12 protein-coding genes are annotated in these 17,017 nt (G+C 70.4%); all 12 read left to right on the top strand.

The window, feature by feature from the left end:
- A partial coding sequence (locus I71_RS30265) for a homogentisate 1,2-dioxygenase domain-containing protein (protein ID WP_042703109.1) occupies positions 1 to 821 on the top strand: 821 nt, incomplete at its 5' end.
- 141 nt (positions 822 to 962) lie between these two features.
- A complete protein-coding gene (locus I71_RS30260; protein WP_049976407.1) occupies positions 963 to 1,481 on the top strand; it encodes a class I SAM-dependent methyltransferase in 519 nt (172 codons plus the stop codon).
- 139 nt (positions 1,482 to 1,620) lie between these two features.
- Positions 1,621 to 4,749, top strand: coding sequence for an ABC transporter transmembrane domain-containing protein (locus I71_RS30255; protein WP_042703107.1), 3,129 nt, complete (start codon positions 1,621 to 1,623; stop codon positions 4,747 to 4,749).
- A 261-nt stretch (positions 4,750 to 5,010) separates the two neighbouring features.
- Entirely contained in the window at positions 5,011 to 6,759 is a 1,749-nt protein-coding gene (locus I71_RS30250; RefSeq protein ID WP_042703105.1) for an ABC transporter ATP-binding protein, read from the top strand.
- A 104-nt stretch (positions 6,760 to 6,863) separates the two neighbouring features.
- Positions 6,864 to 8,804, top strand: a complete 1,941-nt coding sequence (locus I71_RS30245) for an ABC transporter substrate-binding protein (protein WP_042703103.1) — start codon at positions 6,864 to 6,866, stop codon at positions 8,802 to 8,804.
- Between the two features lie 5 nt (positions 8,805 to 8,809).
- Complete coding sequence (locus I71_RS30240) at positions 8,810 to 9,841, top strand: ABC transporter permease (protein ID WP_042703101.1); 1,032 nt, start codon at positions 8,810 to 8,812, stop codon at positions 9,839 to 9,841.
- Entirely contained in the window at positions 9,838 to 11,052 is a 1,215-nt protein-coding gene (locus I71_RS30235; RefSeq protein WP_244434151.1) for an ABC transporter permease, read from the top strand. The genes I71_RS30240 and I71_RS30235 overlap by 4 nt, the downstream gene beginning before the upstream one ends.
- A 256-nt stretch (positions 11,053 to 11,308) precedes the next feature.
- Positions 11,309 to 12,622 (top strand): glycosyltransferase family protein, encoded by a 1,314-nt coding sequence (locus I71_RS30230; protein ID WP_049976406.1) that lies wholly within the window; start codon positions 11,309 to 11,311, stop codon positions 12,620 to 12,622.
- Entirely contained in the window at positions 12,619 to 13,929 is a 1,311-nt protein-coding gene (locus I71_RS30225) for a glycosyltransferase family 4 protein (protein ID WP_244434150.1), read from the top strand. Before I71_RS30230 ends, I71_RS30225 begins: the two co-directional genes overlap by 4 nt.
- Positions 13,926 to 15,038 (top strand): glycosyltransferase family 4 protein, encoded by a 1,113-nt coding sequence (locus I71_RS30220; RefSeq protein ID WP_042703099.1) that lies wholly within the window; start codon positions 13,926 to 13,928, stop codon positions 15,036 to 15,038. Before I71_RS30225 ends, I71_RS30220 begins: the two co-directional genes overlap by 4 nt.
- Positions 15,035 to 15,820 carry a histidine phosphatase family protein gene (locus tag I71_RS30215; protein WP_042703097.1) on the top strand — a complete coding sequence of 262 codons (786 nt, stop codon included), beginning with the start codon at positions 15,035 to 15,037 and terminating at the stop codon, positions 15,818 to 15,820. Before I71_RS30220 ends, I71_RS30215 begins: the two co-directional genes overlap by 4 nt.
- Positions 15,817 to 16,974 carry a glycosyltransferase family protein gene (locus I71_RS30210; RefSeq protein WP_042703095.1) on the top strand — a complete coding sequence of 386 codons (1,158 nt, stop codon included), beginning with the start codon at positions 15,817 to 15,819 and terminating at the stop codon, positions 16,972 to 16,974. Before I71_RS30215 ends, I71_RS30210 begins: the two co-directional genes overlap by 4 nt.
- Positions 16,975 to 17,017 lie beyond the last annotated feature (43 nt).

The raw sequence follows: 17,017 nt of genomic DNA, 5'->3' as shown, positions 1-17,017 counted from the left end.
TGTTCACCGAGCTTGGCGTGCTGGAGATCGAACCGCAGGAGATCGCCCTGTTCCCCCGCGGCATCCGCTTACGCGTCGAGCTGCCGAACGGCACGGCGCGCGGTTATGTCTGCGAGAATTTCGGCGCGCCCTTCCGCCTGCCGGACCTCGGCCCCATCGGCTCCAACGGGCTGGCGAACCCGCGCGACTTCCTGACGCCCGACGCCTGGTACGAGGATGTCGAGGGCACGTTCGAGCTGGTGGCGAAGTTCGACGGTGCCCTATGGACCGCCCGCATCGGCCATTCGCCGCTGGATGTGGTGGCGTGGCACGGCAACCATGTGCCCTGCAAATACGACCTGCGCCGCTTCAACGCCATCGGCTCGATCGGCTTCGACCATCCCGACCCGTCTATCTTCCTGGTGCTGCAATCGCCCAGCGACACGCCCGGCGTCGACAACATCGACTTCGTCATCTTCCCGCCGCGCTGGCTGGTGCAGGAGGACACCTTCCGTCCACCCTGGTTCCACCGCAACGTCGCCAGCGAGTTCATGGGCCTGATCCATGGCGTCTATGACGCGAAGGAGGAGGGCTTCCTGCCCGGCGGCGCGTCCCTGCACAACTGCATGAGCGGCCACGGCCCGGATGCGGAGACCTTCGCCAAGGCGACATCCGCCGACACCGGCCGGCCGCAGCGGGTCGCCGACACCATGGCCTTCATGTTCGAAACGCGCGCCGTCATCCGCCCGACGCGGCACGCCCTGGAAACCGCGGCGTTGCAGCACGACTATTACCGCTGCTGGCAGGGGCTGGCGAAGCGCTTCGACCCGGACCGGCCATAGGGTCCGACCGGAAACCGGGCCATAAACCGGCAAAGACGCACCCGCAGGCTCCGGCCGCGCGACATTTTGTCTCGACGGCGCGCACGCAGCCTTTCACACTGCGACCGCGCCGTTCGTGCGCTTGGCAAGGGGAGGGGGCCGATGGCGGCCGATGGTGGTGTTGCGGAAAGCCGGTCCCTGCTCGACCGGATGATCGACCGGATGACGGTGCAGCGCGACGCGCTGGCCTGGGCGGAGCGCGCCGTCGCCGGCCGCGACGGCCTTGTGCTGGAGGTCGGCCTGGGCAAGGGCCGCACCTTCGACCATCTGCGCCACCTGTTCCCGCCGCGCGACATCCTGGTCTTCGACATGTGGGTGCGCGTGCCGCCGGAGCTGACGCCGGACGAGGACCGCCTGTTCGTCGGCGATTTCCAGGAAACCATGCCGGCGGCGGCGGCGCGCTTCGGCCGCTGTGCCCGGCTGGCCCATGCCGATTTCGGCAGCACCGACCGCAGCCATGACGCCAAGCAGGCGGCATGGCTGGCGCCGCTGATCGACGCCCTGATGCTGCCGGGCGGCGTCGTGCTGTCCGACCGGCCGCTGGAGCGTCCCAACTGGACGCCGCTTCCCCTTCCGCCCGACGAGCGCTGGACCTACCATGCCTGGCGGGTGGAGAACTGAGCGGGGCAGGGGGGATGCAAAGAGCGCGGATGGAAAAAGGATCGGCCGACGCCAATCTACCTTGCCTCATCCCCCGCTGCATGACAGGGACGGCCGGCGGCGGCTGCCCCGCTGCCGGCCGCGACGCTGAAGGGCTTTGATGGACCGCAACCTATTTCAGTACATTTGGAAGTACAGCGGACGCCAGCAGATCCTGCTCGCCCTGTTGACGGTCGCGTCCTTCCCGGTGCTCTACGCCTCGCTGGAGCTGCCGAAGATCATCATCAACCGGGCCTTGTCGGATCCCCAGCCGGAACGCCAGATCCTGGGCGTCACCATGGGGCCGGTGACCTACCTGCTGGTGCTGTGCTTCACCTTCCTGGCGCTGGTGCTGGCCAATGGCGCCTTCAAGATGCGGATCAACACCTTCAAGGGCGTGGTCGGCGAACGGCAGGTGCGGCGCCTGCGCTTCATGCTGCTCGACCGCATGCTGCGCTTCCCGCTGCCGCATTTCTCCAAGGTCAGCCAGGGAGAGCTGATCTCCACGGTGGCGGCGGAGACCGAACCGCTGGCCGGCTTCATCGGCGACGCCTTCGCCCAGCCGCTCTACCAGGGCGGCACGATGCTCACCATCCTGCTGTTCCTGTTCATCCAGCAGCCGACCATCGGGCTGGTGTCGGTCGCGCTGATCCCGGTGCAGGCCTACATCATCCCGAAGCTTCAGCTGAAGGTGAAGATGCTGGGCAAGGATCGGGTGCGCAAGGTCCGCCAGCTGTCCGAACGCATCGGCGAAAGCGTGGAGAACATCCGCGAGGTCCGCGTCAACGGCACCGTCCGCTACGTCCTGGCGGAATTCTCGCAGTTCCTCGGCAGCATCTACTGGATCAGGCTGGAGATCTACAAGCGCAAGTATTTCGTCAAGTTCCTGAACAACTTCATCAATCAGATCACCCCCTTCTTCCTGTTCTCCATCGGCGGCTATCTGGTCCTGCACGGGAACATGACCATCGGCGCGCTGGTGGCCGCCCTGTCCGCCTTCAAGGACCTGACCGCCCCCTGGAAGGAGCTGCTCGATTATTACCAGAACATGATCGACGCCCAGATCAAGTACGAGCAGATCGCCGAACAGTTCTCTCCCCCCTTCCTGTTCGACTGGACCCCGCCGTCGCCCGCCACGCCCACCGACCTGAAGGCGCCGCTGCGGCTGGAGGCGGTGACCTGGGCCAACGAATACGGCGACCGCATGCTGCAACGGCTGTCGCTGGAGGTGCCGCCGGGCGCCCTCATCGGCATCGCCGGCACCAACGCGCTGGCGCTGCGCCGTCTGGCCGAGGTGCTGGTGCGGCTGTCGCCGCCGACCTCCGGCCGGATCGCCATCGGCGACCGCAGCCTGGACGAGCTGCCGCTGGAGCTGCTGGGCCGCCGCATGGCCTATGCCGGCCCGGAACCGCGCATGTTCACCGGCAGCATGATGCAGAACATGACCTACGGCCTGCGCCACCGCCCGCCGGCCGACGATCCGGACACCATGTCGCCCGCCCGCCGCCGCGAGATCGTCGAGGCCGAGGCGTCCGGCAACTCGGTCGACAGCATGGAGGGGATCTGGACCGACTTCGCCATGATCGGCGCCAGCGACTGGACCAGCCTGCGCCCCTGGTTCATGCAGTGCCTGGCCGCCACCGGCGGCGAGAACGCGGTCTACCAGCGCGGCCTGCGCGAGGTGTTCGACCCCGACGACTACCCCTTCGTCGCCCAGCCCCTGCTGCGTGCCCGCCAGTGGCTGCGCGAGGCGATCACCGAACGCGGGCTGGACGCGCTGCTCGCCCGCTTCGAGCGCGACCATTTCAACCCCTACGCCACCATTGCCGAGAACATGCTGGCCGGCCTGCCGGACGGCAAGCGGCTGACCGTCGCCCGCATGGTGTGCAACCCCACCGTCCGCGGCCTGATGGAGGAATACGGGCTGTGGGACTCCGCCGTGCGCATCGGCCGCCGCTTCGCCATGCGGGTGGTCGGCGTCTATCGCGACAGCGACGACGGCGACGTCATGATCATGCGCTACCCGTACATCGACGACGCCCTGTTCGAGGAGCTGGTGGAGGCGGTCACCCGCCTGAAGCGCCGCTCCGAACGGCCGCAGCGCCGTCACCAGGAGGCGGACACGCTGCTGTTCGCCACCATGTTCCTGATGATCGTGCCCAAGCGCGACGGCATGGACTTCATCCCGCCGGCGGAACGCGAGGCGATCATGGCGATCCGCGCCCGCGTGATCGACGACATGCCGCACGCGCTGCGCGACAAGGTCGCCATCTTCCACCCCGACCTCTACCACCCGCGCCTGAACGTGATGGACAACCTCCTGTTCGGCCGCATCACCACCGAGGATCCGCGCGCCATCACCCAGCTGCGGGCATTGGTGGACGAGGCGCTGGAACGCACCGACGCGCGGGCCTTCGTGCTGATCCTGGTGGCGCTGGGCGAGGTCGGCATCGGCGGTTCGCTGCTGCCGATCAGCGTGCGCCAGCGGGTGCAGCTGATCCGCGGCCTGATGAAGAAGCCTGACATCTTCGTCATCTACCAGGCGCTGAACAGCTACGACCCCGAGGAGCGGCTGCGCATCTTCCGCGCCATGAAAGAGCTGCTGCCGACCATGACGCTGATCGTGCTGGAGGAGCGGATTTCCGACAATCCGGCCTTCGACGCGCTCTACGACCTGGAGGACGGCCGGCTGGTCCGGCGCGGCCAGCACGGCATCGACCATGACGAGGACACCGTGCCGGGCGACGCGGAGGGAACCGACGAGCCGGCCCTGCGCCTGCTGTCGCGCTCTCCCGTCTTCTCCGACCTGCCGGAAACGGTCCTGCGCCGCCTGCTGGCCTCGTCGGAGTGGCGCACGGTGGCGGCCGGCGACTTCATCTACCGCACCGGCGAACAGTCGGAATACGCCTTCGTCCTGGCAGACGGCGAGGTCGAGCAGGTGCGGCTGATGCCGGACGGCCAGCCGCCGCTGCACATCGCCTACATCAAGCCGCCGGAGGTGATCGGCGAGCTGGAGCTTTTGGCCGGCGTGCGGCGTTTCTCCAGCTTCCGGGCGCGCACCGACCTGCGTCTGCTGCGGCTGGACGGGCCGACCATGCTGCGCCTGCTGTCGGCGGCGCCGGACCTGCCGATGCGGGTGATCCAGCAGATCGGCAAGCGCCTGACCAGCGAGGCGCCATCCGGCTCGGCGCCTGCGGTGCCGGTCCCGGTCCCGGTCCAGGCCGATAGCCGATCCGAAACGGAAGCATGATGAAATGGACGCAGTAGGGCAGGGGCACCATGCATCCCCTCTCCCCCCCGGGGAGAGGGTTAGGGTGAGGGGGATGCATGGCGTGGCTATCCCGAGAATCCTCGCTGTGCGTCCCCCTCACCCCGCCCCTCTCCCCGCTTTCGGCGGACCAGAGGTCCGCCTGTCGCGTCAGCGCAAACTTCGTTTGCGCGAGAGCGGGGGGGAGAGGGAGATAACGGCGAATTACGGATTGCCTCGGAAAATAGGCAGGGGAGCAGAACGATGCTGAGGGTTGAGGGCCTGACGATCCGGTTCCGCAACGCCCCCCGCCCGGTGGTCGACGGCGTCGGCTTCTCCATCGGCGCCGGACAGAGCGTGGCGCTGGTCGGCGAGTCCGGCTCGGGCAAGACGCTGACCTGCCGCAGCATCCTCGGCATCCTGCCGCGCGGGGCGTCGGTCACCGGCGGCTCGATCCTGTTCGGCCAGGGTGCGGAGGCGGTGGATCTGCTGCGCCTGTCGCCGTCCGGCCTGCGCGACATCCGCGGCAGCCGCATCTCGATGATCTTCCAGGAGCCGATGAGCGCGCTGTCGCCGCTGCACACCATCGGCGACCAGACGATGGAGGTGCTGCGACTGCACGGCGCCTGCAACAGGACGAGCGCCCGCGAGCGCTGCCTCGCCATGTTCGAGCGGGTCGGCTTTCCCGATGCGGTCCGCGCCTTCCGCTCCTATCCGTTCCAGCTGTCGGGCGGCCTGCGCCAGCGCGCGATGATCGCCATGGCGATGGTCGCCCGCCCGCAGCTGCTGATCGCCGACGAGCCGACCACGGCGCTCGACGTCACGCTCCAGGCCCAGGTGCTGGCCCTGATCAAGGAGCTGCAGGGCGAGACCGGCATGGCGGTGCTGCTGGTCACCCACGATCTGGGCGTGGTCGCCAACATGGCCGACGCCGTGGTGGTGATGCGCGCGGGCCGGGTGATGGAGTCGGGCTGCTGCGCCGACGTTCTCGGCCGGCCGCTGCATGGCTACACCCGCAAGCTGATGGCCGCCGCCCCCTCCATTCCCGACACGACCTGCGCGCAAGGGTCCGGCCCCGTGCGCGACCCCATCCTGGAGTTCCACGGCGTCGCCAAGACCTACGAGCGCGGCAACGTCCGCATCCGCGCGCTCGACGGCGTCGATCTCTGCGTCGGCCGCGGCGAGACGCTGGCCATCGTCGGCGAGTCAGGATCGGGCAAGACGACGCTGGCACGGCTGGCCATGCTGGCGGAGCGGCCGGATCCCGGCGGCCGCCTGCTGTTCCGCGCCGCTGCGGGGGAACCGCCGCTCGACCTGCTTTCCGCCTCCGGGCCGGAGCTGACCGCCTACCGCCGCCGGGCCCAGATGGTGTTCCAGGACCCCTATGCCTCCCTCAGCCCGCGCATGAGCGTCGGCGAGATCATCGCCGAGCCGCTGGCGATCCACGGCGTCTGCGGCCGCGGCGAAGGGCGGGAGCGGGTGCGGGCGCTGATGGCGCAGGTCGGCCTCGACCCCGCCTGGGCCAACCGCTATCCCCACGCCTTCTCCGGCGGCCAGCGCCAGCGCATCGGCATCGCCCGCGCCCTGGCGCTCGACCCGCAGCTGCTGATCTGCGACGAGCCGACCTCGGCGCTCGACGTCTCGGTCCAGGCGCAGGTGCTCGACTTGCTGGAATCGATCAAGCAGCGGCTCGGCCTCAGCCTGATGTTCATCTCGCACGATCTGGCGGTGGTGGCGCGGCTGGCCGACCGGGTCGCGGTGATGCGCGCCGGCCGGGTGATGGAGGAGGCGCCGCCCGCCATCCTGTTCTCCGCCCCGCTGCACCCCTACACCCGCGCGCTGATCGCCGCCTCGCCGGAACCGGACGTGAACCGCCCCATCGACGTCGCCACCGTGGCCTTGGGCGCCGGCCGCCCCGACCTGTGGCCCGAACCCTTCCGCCCGACCGCCGACGGCGCCCCCCCTCCGCTGGTGGAAGCGGCCCCCGGCCATTTCGTGAGGCGGGCGGCATGAGGACGGTTCCAGTCATCTCGCACGAAAAGCGCCCTCTCCCCCCCGGGGAGAGGGGGGGGCCCCGCCGCTTCGCGGCGGGGTGGGTGAGGGGGACGCGCGGCGCGATGCTTGCGAAAATCCTGCAACTCCTCGCCCTCCTCCTCGTCGCCACCCCCGCCGCCGCCTTCACCCCGCAGGATCCGCCGATGCTGGCGGATCAGGTGCGTTACGGCCTGATCCCGCCCGTCCGCCAGCGCATGCCGGACGAGCCGCTGATCGTCGATCTGGAGGCGAAGGGCCGCGAGTTCGGGCGCTCCGGCGGCTGGATCCGCAGCTTCATCACCCAGCGGCGCAACAGCCGCATCGCCGTGCTCTACGGCTATGCCCGGATGGTCGGCTACAACGCCAAGCGCCAGATCGTGCCCGACATCCTGAAGGATCTGTATATCGTCGATGGCCGCGACTTCACCCTGACCCTGCGGGCGGGCCACCGCTGGTCGGACGGCGCCCCCTTCACCAGCGACGACATCCGCTACTGGTGGGAGGACATCGCCAACAACCCGATGCTGTCGCCGTCCGGCCCGCCGCGCTTCATGCTGGTGGACGGCAAGCCGCCGGAGGTCAGCTTCCCCGATGCCGTCACCGCCCGCTTCCGCTGGCAGGAGCCGAACCCCTATTTCCTGCCGGCGCTGGCGTCGGCCCGGCCGCCCTTCATCGCCCGCCCCGCCCATTACCTGAAGCGCTTCCACGCCCGCTACACCAGCGAGGCGGAGCTGGCGCCGCTGATCGCCAAGTACAAGGTGCGCAACTGGGCGGCCCTGCACAACGCGCTGGACGACATGTTCCGGATGGAGAACCCGGACGAGCCGACGCTCCAGCCCTGGATGGCGATCTCCAAGGGCACCGGCACCCACCTGCTGTTCCAGCGCAACCCCTATTACCACCGCTTCGACAGCCGCGGCATGCAGCTGCCCTATGCCGACGGGTTGGACGTGACGGTGATGGCCGGCGGGCTGATCCCGGCCCAGGTCGCCACCGGCAAGGCCGACCTCCAGGCCGAAGGGCTGACCTTCTCGCAGGTGCCGGTGCTGGTCTCGGGCGAGCGCGACGGCGATTACCGCACCCTGCTGTGGCCGGAGGGCAAGGCGGCGGAGATCGCGCTCTACCCCAACCTGAACTACAACGACCCGGTCTGGCGCACCCTGCTGCGCGACGTACGCTTCCGCCGCGCCCTGTCGCTCGCCATCGACCGGCGGATCGTCAACCGCTCGCTGTTCTTCGGACTGGCGCAGGAAAGCGGCGTCGACGTGCTGCCGCACAGTCCGCTCTACAAGCCGGAGCGCAACGGCGTCTGGACCGGCTACGACCCCAAGCGGGCGGCGGCGCTGCTCGACGAGATCGGCCTGAAGCGCAGGCGCGGCGAGCTGTACCGCGAGCTGCCGGACGGCCGGCCGCTGGAGGTGATCGTCGAGACCGCCGGCGAGAAGCCGGAGATTTCCGACGCGCTGCAGATCATCGCCGAGACCTGGCGCGACATCGGCGTGCGGCTGCTGATGCGCACGGTGGACCGTGACGTGCTGCGCAACCGGGTCTATGCCGGCCAGACGATGATGGCGGTGTGGGGCGGCTGGGACAACGGCATCCCCGACCCCGACAGCAGCCCGGAAGAACTGGCGCCGATGACCCAGGAGAATTTCAGCTGGCCGAAATGGGGGCAATATTACCAGACCTCCGGCAGCGCCGGCGAACCCATCGACATGCCGATCCCGCAGGAGCTGATGGACATCGCGCGGCGCTGGCGCCACACCACCGACGAGACCGAACGCCGCGCCCTGTGGTCGGCCCTGCTCGACATCCATGCCGACCAGCTCTTCGCCATCGGCGTGGTGTCGAAGACGCCGCAGCCCATCGCCGTGACAAACCGCCTGCTCAACGTCCCGGACAAGGGGCTGTGGCTGTGGGATCCCGGCGCCTATCTCGGCGTCTACCGCCCCGACGAGTTCTATTTCACCGATGCCCGCCCGGCCGATCCGCAGCCGGCCGGCATCTTCCGCCGGGAGGACTGACGGCCATGCTGCGCTTCATCCTGCACCGGCTGCTGGTGATGGTGCCGACGCTGATCGTGGTGTCGATGCTGATCTTCCTCGTCATCAACCTGCCGCCCGGCGACTATCTGTCCAACCAGATCGCCGAGCTGCGCGCCACCGGCCAGGAGGCCGGGCTGGCGAAGGCGGAGTTCCTGCGCCACGAATATTCGCTCGACCGCCCTTTGCCTGAGCAATATCTGGTCTGGATCGGCCTCTGGCCCGGGCCGAACGGCTTCCACGGCCTGCTCCAGGGCGACCTCGGCTGGTCCTTCGAGTTCAACAAGCCGGTGGTGGAGGTGGTGGGCGAAACCCTGTGGTTCACCGTCATCCTCAACCTCGCCGCCGTGCTGTTCGTCTATCTGGTGTCCTTCCCGCTGGGGGCGCTGGCGGCGATCCGCGCCAACAGCTGGGTCGATTACCTCGCCGCCGCCGTCGGCTATATCGGGCTGGCGACGCCGAACTTCCTGCTGGCGCTGATCCTGCTCTATTACGGCCAGAAATGGCTTGGGCTGCCCATCGGCGGCCTGCTGGACGCGAAATACGAGGACCAGCCGCTGAGCTGGGGCAAGATCGGCTCGGTGCTGGAACACCTGATCATCCCCACCATCGTCATCGGCCTGTCCGGCACCGCCGCCATGGTGCGGCGCCTGCGCGCCAACCTGCTGGACGAGCTGGGCAAGCCCTATGTCGTCACCGCCAAGGCCAAGGGCGTGCCGCCGCTGCGCCGGCTGACCCGCTACCCGCTGCGCATGGCGCTGAACCCCTTCGTCTCCGACATCGGCTCGCTGCTGCCGTCGCTGGTGTCGGGATCGGTGCTGATCTCGGTCGTGCTCAGCCTGCCGACCATCGGCCCGGCCCTGCTGGAGGCGCTGCGGGCGCAGGACATCTTCCTGTCCGGCTTCATCCTGATGTTCATCTCGCTGCTGGTGCTGATCGGCATGCTGGTCTCCGACGTGGCGCTCGCCCTGCTCGACCCCCGCATCCGCCTGGGCAAGGCGAGGAAGGCGCAGTCATGACCGGCCCCGGAATGAAAGGCGGGGGCATGGAGGACCCGGTCGCGAAAGGCGCGGCCATGGGCGGCGCCTGGGAGCATTACGTCGACAGCCGGCCCTATCCCGATCCGGCGGCGGAGGCCCCGGCCACCCGCTTCGACGCGCACGCCTCCACCGGCCGGCTGATGCTGCGGCGTTTCCTGCGCCACCGGCTGGCGGTGCTGGGGGCGCTGTTCCTGGGATTGTCCTATCTCAGCCTGCCCTTCGTCGATTTCCTGGTGCCCTACGGCGCCAACGACCGCGACGTGGAGCATCTCTATGCCCCGCCGCAGGGCATCCACCTGTTCCATGACGGGCAGTTCATCGGCCCCTTCGTCTACCCGACCACCGGCCGGCCCGACCTGAAGGACTATCGCTGGCGCTACGAGACGGACAGCAGCCGGCCGATGCCGCTGCAGTTCCTCTGCCCCGGCGCGCCCTACCGCTTCCTCGGTCTGGTCGAGTCGCGCCTGCGGCTGGTCTGCCCGCCACCGGGGGCCTCGCTGCATCTGCTGGGCACCGACCGGCTGGGCCGTGACATGCTGTCGCGCCTTGCCATCGGGGCGCAGCTGTCGCTGACCGTCGGGCTGCTCGGCATCGCGGTGTCCTTCACCATCGGCATCACGCTGGGCGGCATGGCCGGCTATTTCGGCGGCTGGATCGATGCCGGGGTCCAACGCCTGTCGGAGATCCTGAAATCCCTGCCGGAGCTGCCGCTGTGGCTGGCGCTGTCCGCCGCGGTGCCGGCGCAATGGTCACCGGTGACGGTGTTCCTCTGCATCTCCGTCATCCTCGGCCTGCTGGACTGGCCGTCGCTGGCCCGCGCCGTGCGCTCCCGCTTCCTTGCCCTGCGCGAGGAGGATTTCGTCATGGCGGCCGAGCTGATGGGCGCCAGCCCGGCCCGCATCATCCGCCGCCACCTGCTGCCCAATTTCGCCAGCCATCTTCTCGCCAGCGCCACCCTGTCGATCCCGGCGATGATCCTGGGCGAAACGGCACTGTCCTTCCTGGGGCTCGGCCTGCGCCCGCCGGCGACCAGTTGGGGCGTGATGCTGAACGACGCCCAGAACCTCATGGCCGTGGAAACCTATCCTTGGGTGTCATTGCCGATGCTGCCGGTGATCCTGGTAGTCTTGTCCTTCAATTTCTTCGGCGACGGCCTGCGCGACGCCCTGGATCCCTATCATGGCGATTGACCCGTCTTGCCGGTTGGGGCGCGGCCGGCACTCATATATATCACAGCGCATAGATGAGTTGCCCTCCCCAGGCTGGAAGTCATATTGATGCGCAGCAAGATCCATGTGAGGGGTTCTCTCCAGGCTGGAGCCTTGCCGCCCCCTTCTGGACGACCCCGCAACCACCGGCGCCGAACCGGTTCCCAAGACAAGCACAGCGATCTGTTCCGCAGCGGATTTTCGGTTCCGAAGCATTGCTGAAGCGGAGTGTCCGAGCATGCACCAGCCACAGCCACCCCTTCGGTCCCTCCATCCCGACCGGACGCCGCCGCGCATCCTGCTCTACAGCCACGACACCTTCGGGCTGGGCCATCTGCGGCGGTCGCGGACGATCGCCCAGGCCCTGGTTTCAGCCTTTCCCGACGCCTCCGCGCTGATCCTCACCGGGTCGCCGGTCGCCGGCCGCTTCGACTTCCCGCAGCGGGTCGACCATGTGCGCCTGCCAGGCGTGGTGAAGCAACCCGACGGCGGCTACACCGCCCGCAACCTCGGCCTGCCCATCGAGGAGACCGCCGCCATCCGGGCGGAGATCATCCGGGCCACCGCCCGCGCCTTCCGCCCGACGCTGGCCATCGTCGACAAGGAGCCGACCGGCCTGCACGGCGAGTTCCTGCCGGCGCTGGAGGAGATGCGGGCCAGCGGCAACACCCGCGTGGTGCTCGGCCTGCGCGACGTGCTGGACGCGCCCGAAGCCCTGCAGCCGGAATGGGAGCGCAAGGAGGCGGTCGCCGCCATCGAACGCTATTACGACCAGCTCTGGATCTACGGCCTGCCGGAGGTCTATCGGCCGCTCGACGGCCTCGACCTGCCGGCGGAGATCGCGGCGCGGGTGCGCTACACCGGCTATCTGCGGCGGGAACCGTCGGAGGGCGGCGGCGCCGTCCAGGCGGCGGACGCCCCGATGGCGGCGCCCTATGTGCTGGTGACGCCCGGCGGCGGCGGCGACGGCGCGGCGCTGGTCGACTGGACCATCGCCGCCTACGAGAGCGATCCGGATCTCTCCCCCCGCGCCCTGATCGTCTACGGCCCCTTCCTGGAGGACGCCCGCCGCCAGGAGTTCGCCGCCCGCATCCGTCCGCTGAAGGGCAGGGTGGAGACCATAAATTTCCATTCGCGCATGGAGGATCTCTATGCCGGCGCGGTCGGCGTGGTGGCGATGGGCGGCTACAACACCTTCTGCGAGATCCTGTCCTTCGACAAGCCGTCGGTGCTGGCCCCGCGCACCCGCCCCCGGCTGGAACAGCGCATCCGCGCCGAGGCGGCGGAGGCGTTGGGCCTGCTGCGCACACTGGACAGCGACCGCAACGGCGCCGACCCGCGGGCGATGGCCGACGCCATCCGCGCCCTGTCCAGCCAGCCGCCGCCCTCGGCCAGCCCGCTGCCGGGCCTGCTCGGCGGGCTGGAGCGCATCGCCGACCTCACCCGCGACCTGCTGGCGTCGGATCCGGTGGTCGCCCGCGCCACCCCCGTTACCCCGATCCGCCGCGCGGCGGAACGGCTGTCCCGCGCCATGGCAGGCAAGCGCGCATGACCGACGCGGGACCGGGCGGCGCCCTGCCGTCCTCCATGGATCCGAAAGCCGTGCCGTTAAAGACCGTGCCTTTGAAAGTCGCCGTGGTGGTGAAGGGCTATCCCCGCCTGTCGGAGACCTTCATCGCCCAGGAGCTTCTGGCCCTGCAGCAGCGCGGCATCGATCTGGCGATCTGGTCGCTGCGCCACCCGACCGACAGCCGCCGCCATGCCCTGCATGAGCGGATCGCCGCCCCGGTCCATTACCTGCCGGAATATCTGCGCGACGAGCCGGCCCGCGTCCTGCGTGCGCTCGGCCGCCTGATCCTCCGCCATCCGGCCGGGCTGGCGCGGGCCACGCTGACATGGCTGCGCGACCTGGGGCGCGACCGCACCGCCAACCGCGGCCGCCGCTTCGGCCAAGCCTTGGTGCTGGCGGCGGAGCTGCCGGCCGACGTGCCCTTCGTCTACGCCCATTTCCTGCACACGCCCGCGTCGGTCGGGCGCTACGCCGCCGCGATCCGCGGCATCGGCTGGGGCTTTTCCGCCCACGCCAAGGACATCTGGACGACGCCGGAGTGGGAGAAGCGCGAGAAGCTGGCCGACGCCCGCTTCGGCGTCACCTGCACCGCCGTCGGCGCCGCCCATCTGCGCGGGCTGGCTGCCGATGCGTCACGCATCGACCTCGTCTATCATGGTCTCGACCTCTCGCGCTTTCCCGCCCCGCCGGACCGGACGGACGCCGCGCAGCGCGACGGCTCCACCCCCGACCGCGCAGTGGAGATTCTGTCGGTCGGCCGGCTGGTCGAGAAGAAGGGCTATGACCGTCTGCTCGACGCGCTGGCGACGCTGCCGGACGGGCTGCACTGGCGGCTGGTCCATATCGGCTCCGGCGACCTGAAGCAGGCCCTGCGCGCCCAGGCCGAGCGGCTCGGCCTGTCCGACCGCATCACGTGGCGCGGCGCCCAGGATCAGGCGGCGGTGATCGAGGCGCTGCGCCGGGCCGACCTGTTCGTGCTCACCAGCGTGGTGGCCGGCGACGGCGACCGCGACGGCCTGCCCAATGTCCTGATGGAGGCGGCAAGCCAGCGCCTCGCCATCCTGTCCACCGCCGTCTCCGCCATCCCGGAATTCATCGCCGATGGCACCCACGGCCTGCTGACCGACGGCAGCCCATCCGCCATCGCCGCCGGGCTGGAACGGCTCGCCGGCGATCCCGCGCTGCGCCTGCGGCTTGGCGAGGCCGCCCATGACCGCCTGCGCGCCGAGTTCGGCATGACCGCCGGCATCGACCGCCTCGTCCGCCGCCTGGAGGAGGCCGCGGCGTGACGACCGCTCCCCAAACCTCCCTCCCGCGCATTGCCTTTTACGCCCCGCTGAAGCCGGTCGATCATCCGGTCCCCTCCGGCGACCGCCAGATGGCCCGGCTGATCCTGCGCGCGCTGGAGACCACCGGCACGGTCGAGGTGGCGAGCGGCCTGCGCGTCTATGACGGTGCCGGCGATCCCGCCGCGCAAACCCGCCTGACCGTCGCCGCCGCCGCCGAGAGCGACCGCCTGCTGTCGCTCTACGCCGCCGAGCCGGACCGCTGCCCGGCGCTGTGGCTCAGCTACCATGTCTATTACAAGGCGCCCGACCTGATCGGCCCGGTGGTCGCCCGCCGCCTCGGCATCCCCTATGCGGTCGTCGAGGCGACCCGCGCCCGCAAGCGCCTGGCCGGCCCCTGGTCCGCCTTCGCCGCCGCCGCCGAAACCGCCATCGAGGCGGCCGACCTCGTGCTCTGCGTCAGCGCCCGCGACCGGCAGGCGGTCGAGGCCTACGGCCCGCCCGGCCAGCGGGTGGCGATGCTGCCCCCCTTCCTCGACCTGCCGCCCGCCATCCATCGTGGCGAGCCGGGATCGCCTCCCCGCCTGCTGACCGTCGCCATGATGCGGCCGGGCGACAAGCTGGCCTCCTACCGCCTGCTGGCCGACGCCCTGTCCCTGCTGACCGCCCGGCCCTGGACTCTCGCCATCGTCGGCGACGGCCCGGCGGCGGCGGAGGTGGCGGCGCTCTTCGCCCCCTTCGGCCCCCGCGTGACCTTTCATGGCGCCTGCGCCCCCGCCGCTCTCGCCGTCCATTACGGCAGCGCCGACCTGCTGGTCTGGCCCGGCCTGAACGAAGCCTTCGGCATGGCCTATCTGGAGGCGCAGGCCCACGGCGTGCCGGTGCTCGCCGTCGACAATGCCGGCACCGGCACCGTCATCCGCGACGGCGTCGGCGGCCGCCTGACCGGCCCCACCCGCCAAGACTTCGCCGCCGCCCTGTCCGCCCTGCTGGCCGACCCGCCGGCCCTGCACGCGCTCGGCCGAAGCGCCCGCGCTTACATCGAGGCCCACCACGCCCTGCCCATGGCGGCCCAACGGCTGCGCGGCCTGCTGATGGGGCTATTGTCATGATCCGCCTGGGCTTCCTGCGTCACGGCATCACCGGCTGGAACCGCGAGGGCCGCATCCAGGGCCGCACCGACATCCCGCTCGACCCCGAGGGCCGCGACCGCCTCGCCGGCCTGACCCTGCCGCCGGGCTGGCGCGACGCCACCCTGTACGCCAGCCCGCTTTCCCGCGCCGTGGAGACCGCCACCCTCCTCGGCCTCGGCCGTCCCGTCCACATTGACCCGCGCCTGATCGAGATGGACTGGGGCGCCTGGGAGGGCCGGCGCGGCCACGACCTGCGCGCCGATCCCGCCAGCGGCTACCGCGACCTGGAGCATTGGGGCTGGGACTTCCGCCCCCCCAACGGCGAAAGCCCCGCCGACGTCCGCGAGCGGTTGAGGGGTTGGCTGGGAGACTTGAAATCCCCTCTCGCAATACAGGATCAATCCCCTCTCCCCCCCGCTCACGCGCAAACGAAGTTTGCGCTGACGCGACAGGCGGATCGAAGATCCGCCGAAAGCGGGGAGAGGGTTAGGGTGAGGGGGACGCATGGCGAGGATCTCTTCGGCGTTGCCGACCCCCCTCATCCCGACCTTCTCCCCAGGGGGGAGACGGAGATTCATTCCCCCCACCTGATCGTCACCCACATCGGCGTGATCCGCGTCGCGCTGGCGCTCGCCTGGGGCTGGGACTTCCGCGGCCCGCCGCCGGTGCCGGTCAAGCGCGACCGCCTCTACGTCCTGACGCTCGCCACCGACGGCACGCTCCACCCGGCGGAGCCCAGGGAGGGACAGCGCCTGTCATGAAACTGCTGATCGCCGTCACCCATCTGCTCGGTACCGGCCATCTCAGCCGCGCGCTCGCCTTGGCCGACGCCTTCGCCGCCCGTGGCTGGCACGTCGATGTCGCCACCGGAGGCCGTCCCGCCCCCCATCTCAGCAGCGGTGGCGCCACCCTGCACCAGCTGCCGCCGCTGGCGAGCGACGGCGCCGACTTCGCCACCCTGCTGGGTGCCGACGGCCGCCCCGCCGACGCAGCCCTGCGCGCCGCCCGGCAGGCGATGCTGACCGGCCTGCTCGACAGCCAGTCCCCCGACGTCCTCATCACCGAACTCTTCCCCTTCGGCCGCCGCGCGCTGGCCGCCGAGTTCGACGCCCTGCTGGAGCGCGCCCGCAGCCTGCCGCGCCCGCCGCTGACGCTGGCCTCGGTCCGCGACATCCTGGCCCCGCCCTCCAAGCCGAAACGCATCGCCGAGACCGAACAGCGGCTTCTGCGCTTCTACGATGGCGTGCTGGTCCATTCAGACCCCGCCCTGATCCCGCTGGAGGACAGCTGGCCGCTGACGCGGGCGATGAAGCCGCTGCTGCGCTACACCGGCTTCGTCGTCCCGCCGCCCGCCGCCGCCGAGGACGGAACGGACGGGCAGGGCGAAATCCTGGTCACCGCCGGCGGCGGCCCGGTCGGCCGCCCGGTCTTCGAGGCCGCCGCCCGATGTGCCGCCCTTTGCGCCGCCTCCGGCGCCCTGCCGCAGCGCTGGCGCCTGCTGGTGGCGAAGGGCGATGCGGCGCTGGCCGACCGGCTGCGCGCCCTGGCCCCGCCCGATCGCCTGCTGGTGGAGCCGGTGCGTCCCGACTTCCGCGCCCTGCTGGGCCGGGCATCCGCCAGCGTCGGCCGCTGCGGCTACAACACCGCGCTGGACTGCCTGACCGCCGGCGTGCCCAGCGTCTTCTGCCCCTTCGAGGACGGCAAGGAGGTCGAGCAGACCATCCGCGCCGCCATCCTGGCCCGCCAGCCCGGCATCGCCACCCTGCGCGAGGCCGACCTCAGCCCCGACAGCCTCGCTGAAGCGTTGCAGTCGGTGCTGGGCGCCCGCATCCCGCCGCTCAGCCCCGCTTCGCTGGCCGGTGCCGCGCGCAGCGTGGAGATCGTCGAAGCCCTGCTGGCGGAGAGGACATCATGACGAGCTGGACCGCGGTTACCCGAAGAACTGGCGCGCTGGACCG

Source organism: Azospirillum sp. B506, from assembly GCF_000333595.1.
In the GTDB taxonomy this organism is placed as follows: Bacteria; Pseudomonadota; Alphaproteobacteria; order Azospirillales; family Azospirillaceae; genus Azospirillum.
This window is presented reverse-complemented; position numbering and strand designations above follow the sequence as displayed.

Coding starts and splice junctions, on each gene's coding strand:
- I71_RS30235 (WP_244434151.1), top strand. CDS start 9,838: ATGACCGGCCCCGGAATGAAAGGCGGGGGCATGGAGGACCCGGTCGCG.
- I71_RS30250 (WP_042703105.1), top strand. CDS start 5,011: ATGCTGAGGGTTGAGGGCCTGACGATCCGGTTCCGCAACGCCCCCCGC.
- I71_RS30210 (WP_042703095.1), top strand. CDS start 15,817: ATGAAACTGCTGATCGCCGTCACCCATCTGCTCGGTACCGGCCATCTC.
- I71_RS30215 (WP_042703097.1), top strand. CDS start 15,035: ATGATCCGCCTGGGCTTCCTGCGTCACGGCATCACCGGCTGGAACCGC.
- I71_RS30260 (WP_049976407.1), top strand. CDS start 963: ATGGCGGCCGATGGTGGTGTTGCGGAAAGCCGGTCCCTGCTCGACCGG.
- I71_RS30245 (WP_042703103.1), top strand. CDS start 6,864: ATGCTTGCGAAAATCCTGCAACTCCTCGCCCTCCTCCTCGTCGCCACC.
- I71_RS30225 (WP_244434150.1), top strand. CDS start 12,619: ATGACCGACGCGGGACCGGGCGGCGCCCTGCCGTCCTCCATGGATCCG.
- I71_RS30240 (WP_042703101.1), top strand. CDS start 8,810: ATGCTGCGCTTCATCCTGCACCGGCTGCTGGTGATGGTGCCGACGCTG.
- I71_RS30230 (WP_049976406.1), top strand. CDS start 11,309: ATGCACCAGCCACAGCCACCCCTTCGGTCCCTCCATCCCGACCGGACG.
- I71_RS30255 (WP_042703107.1), top strand. CDS start 1,621: ATGGACCGCAACCTATTTCAGTACATTTGGAAGTACAGCGGACGCCAG.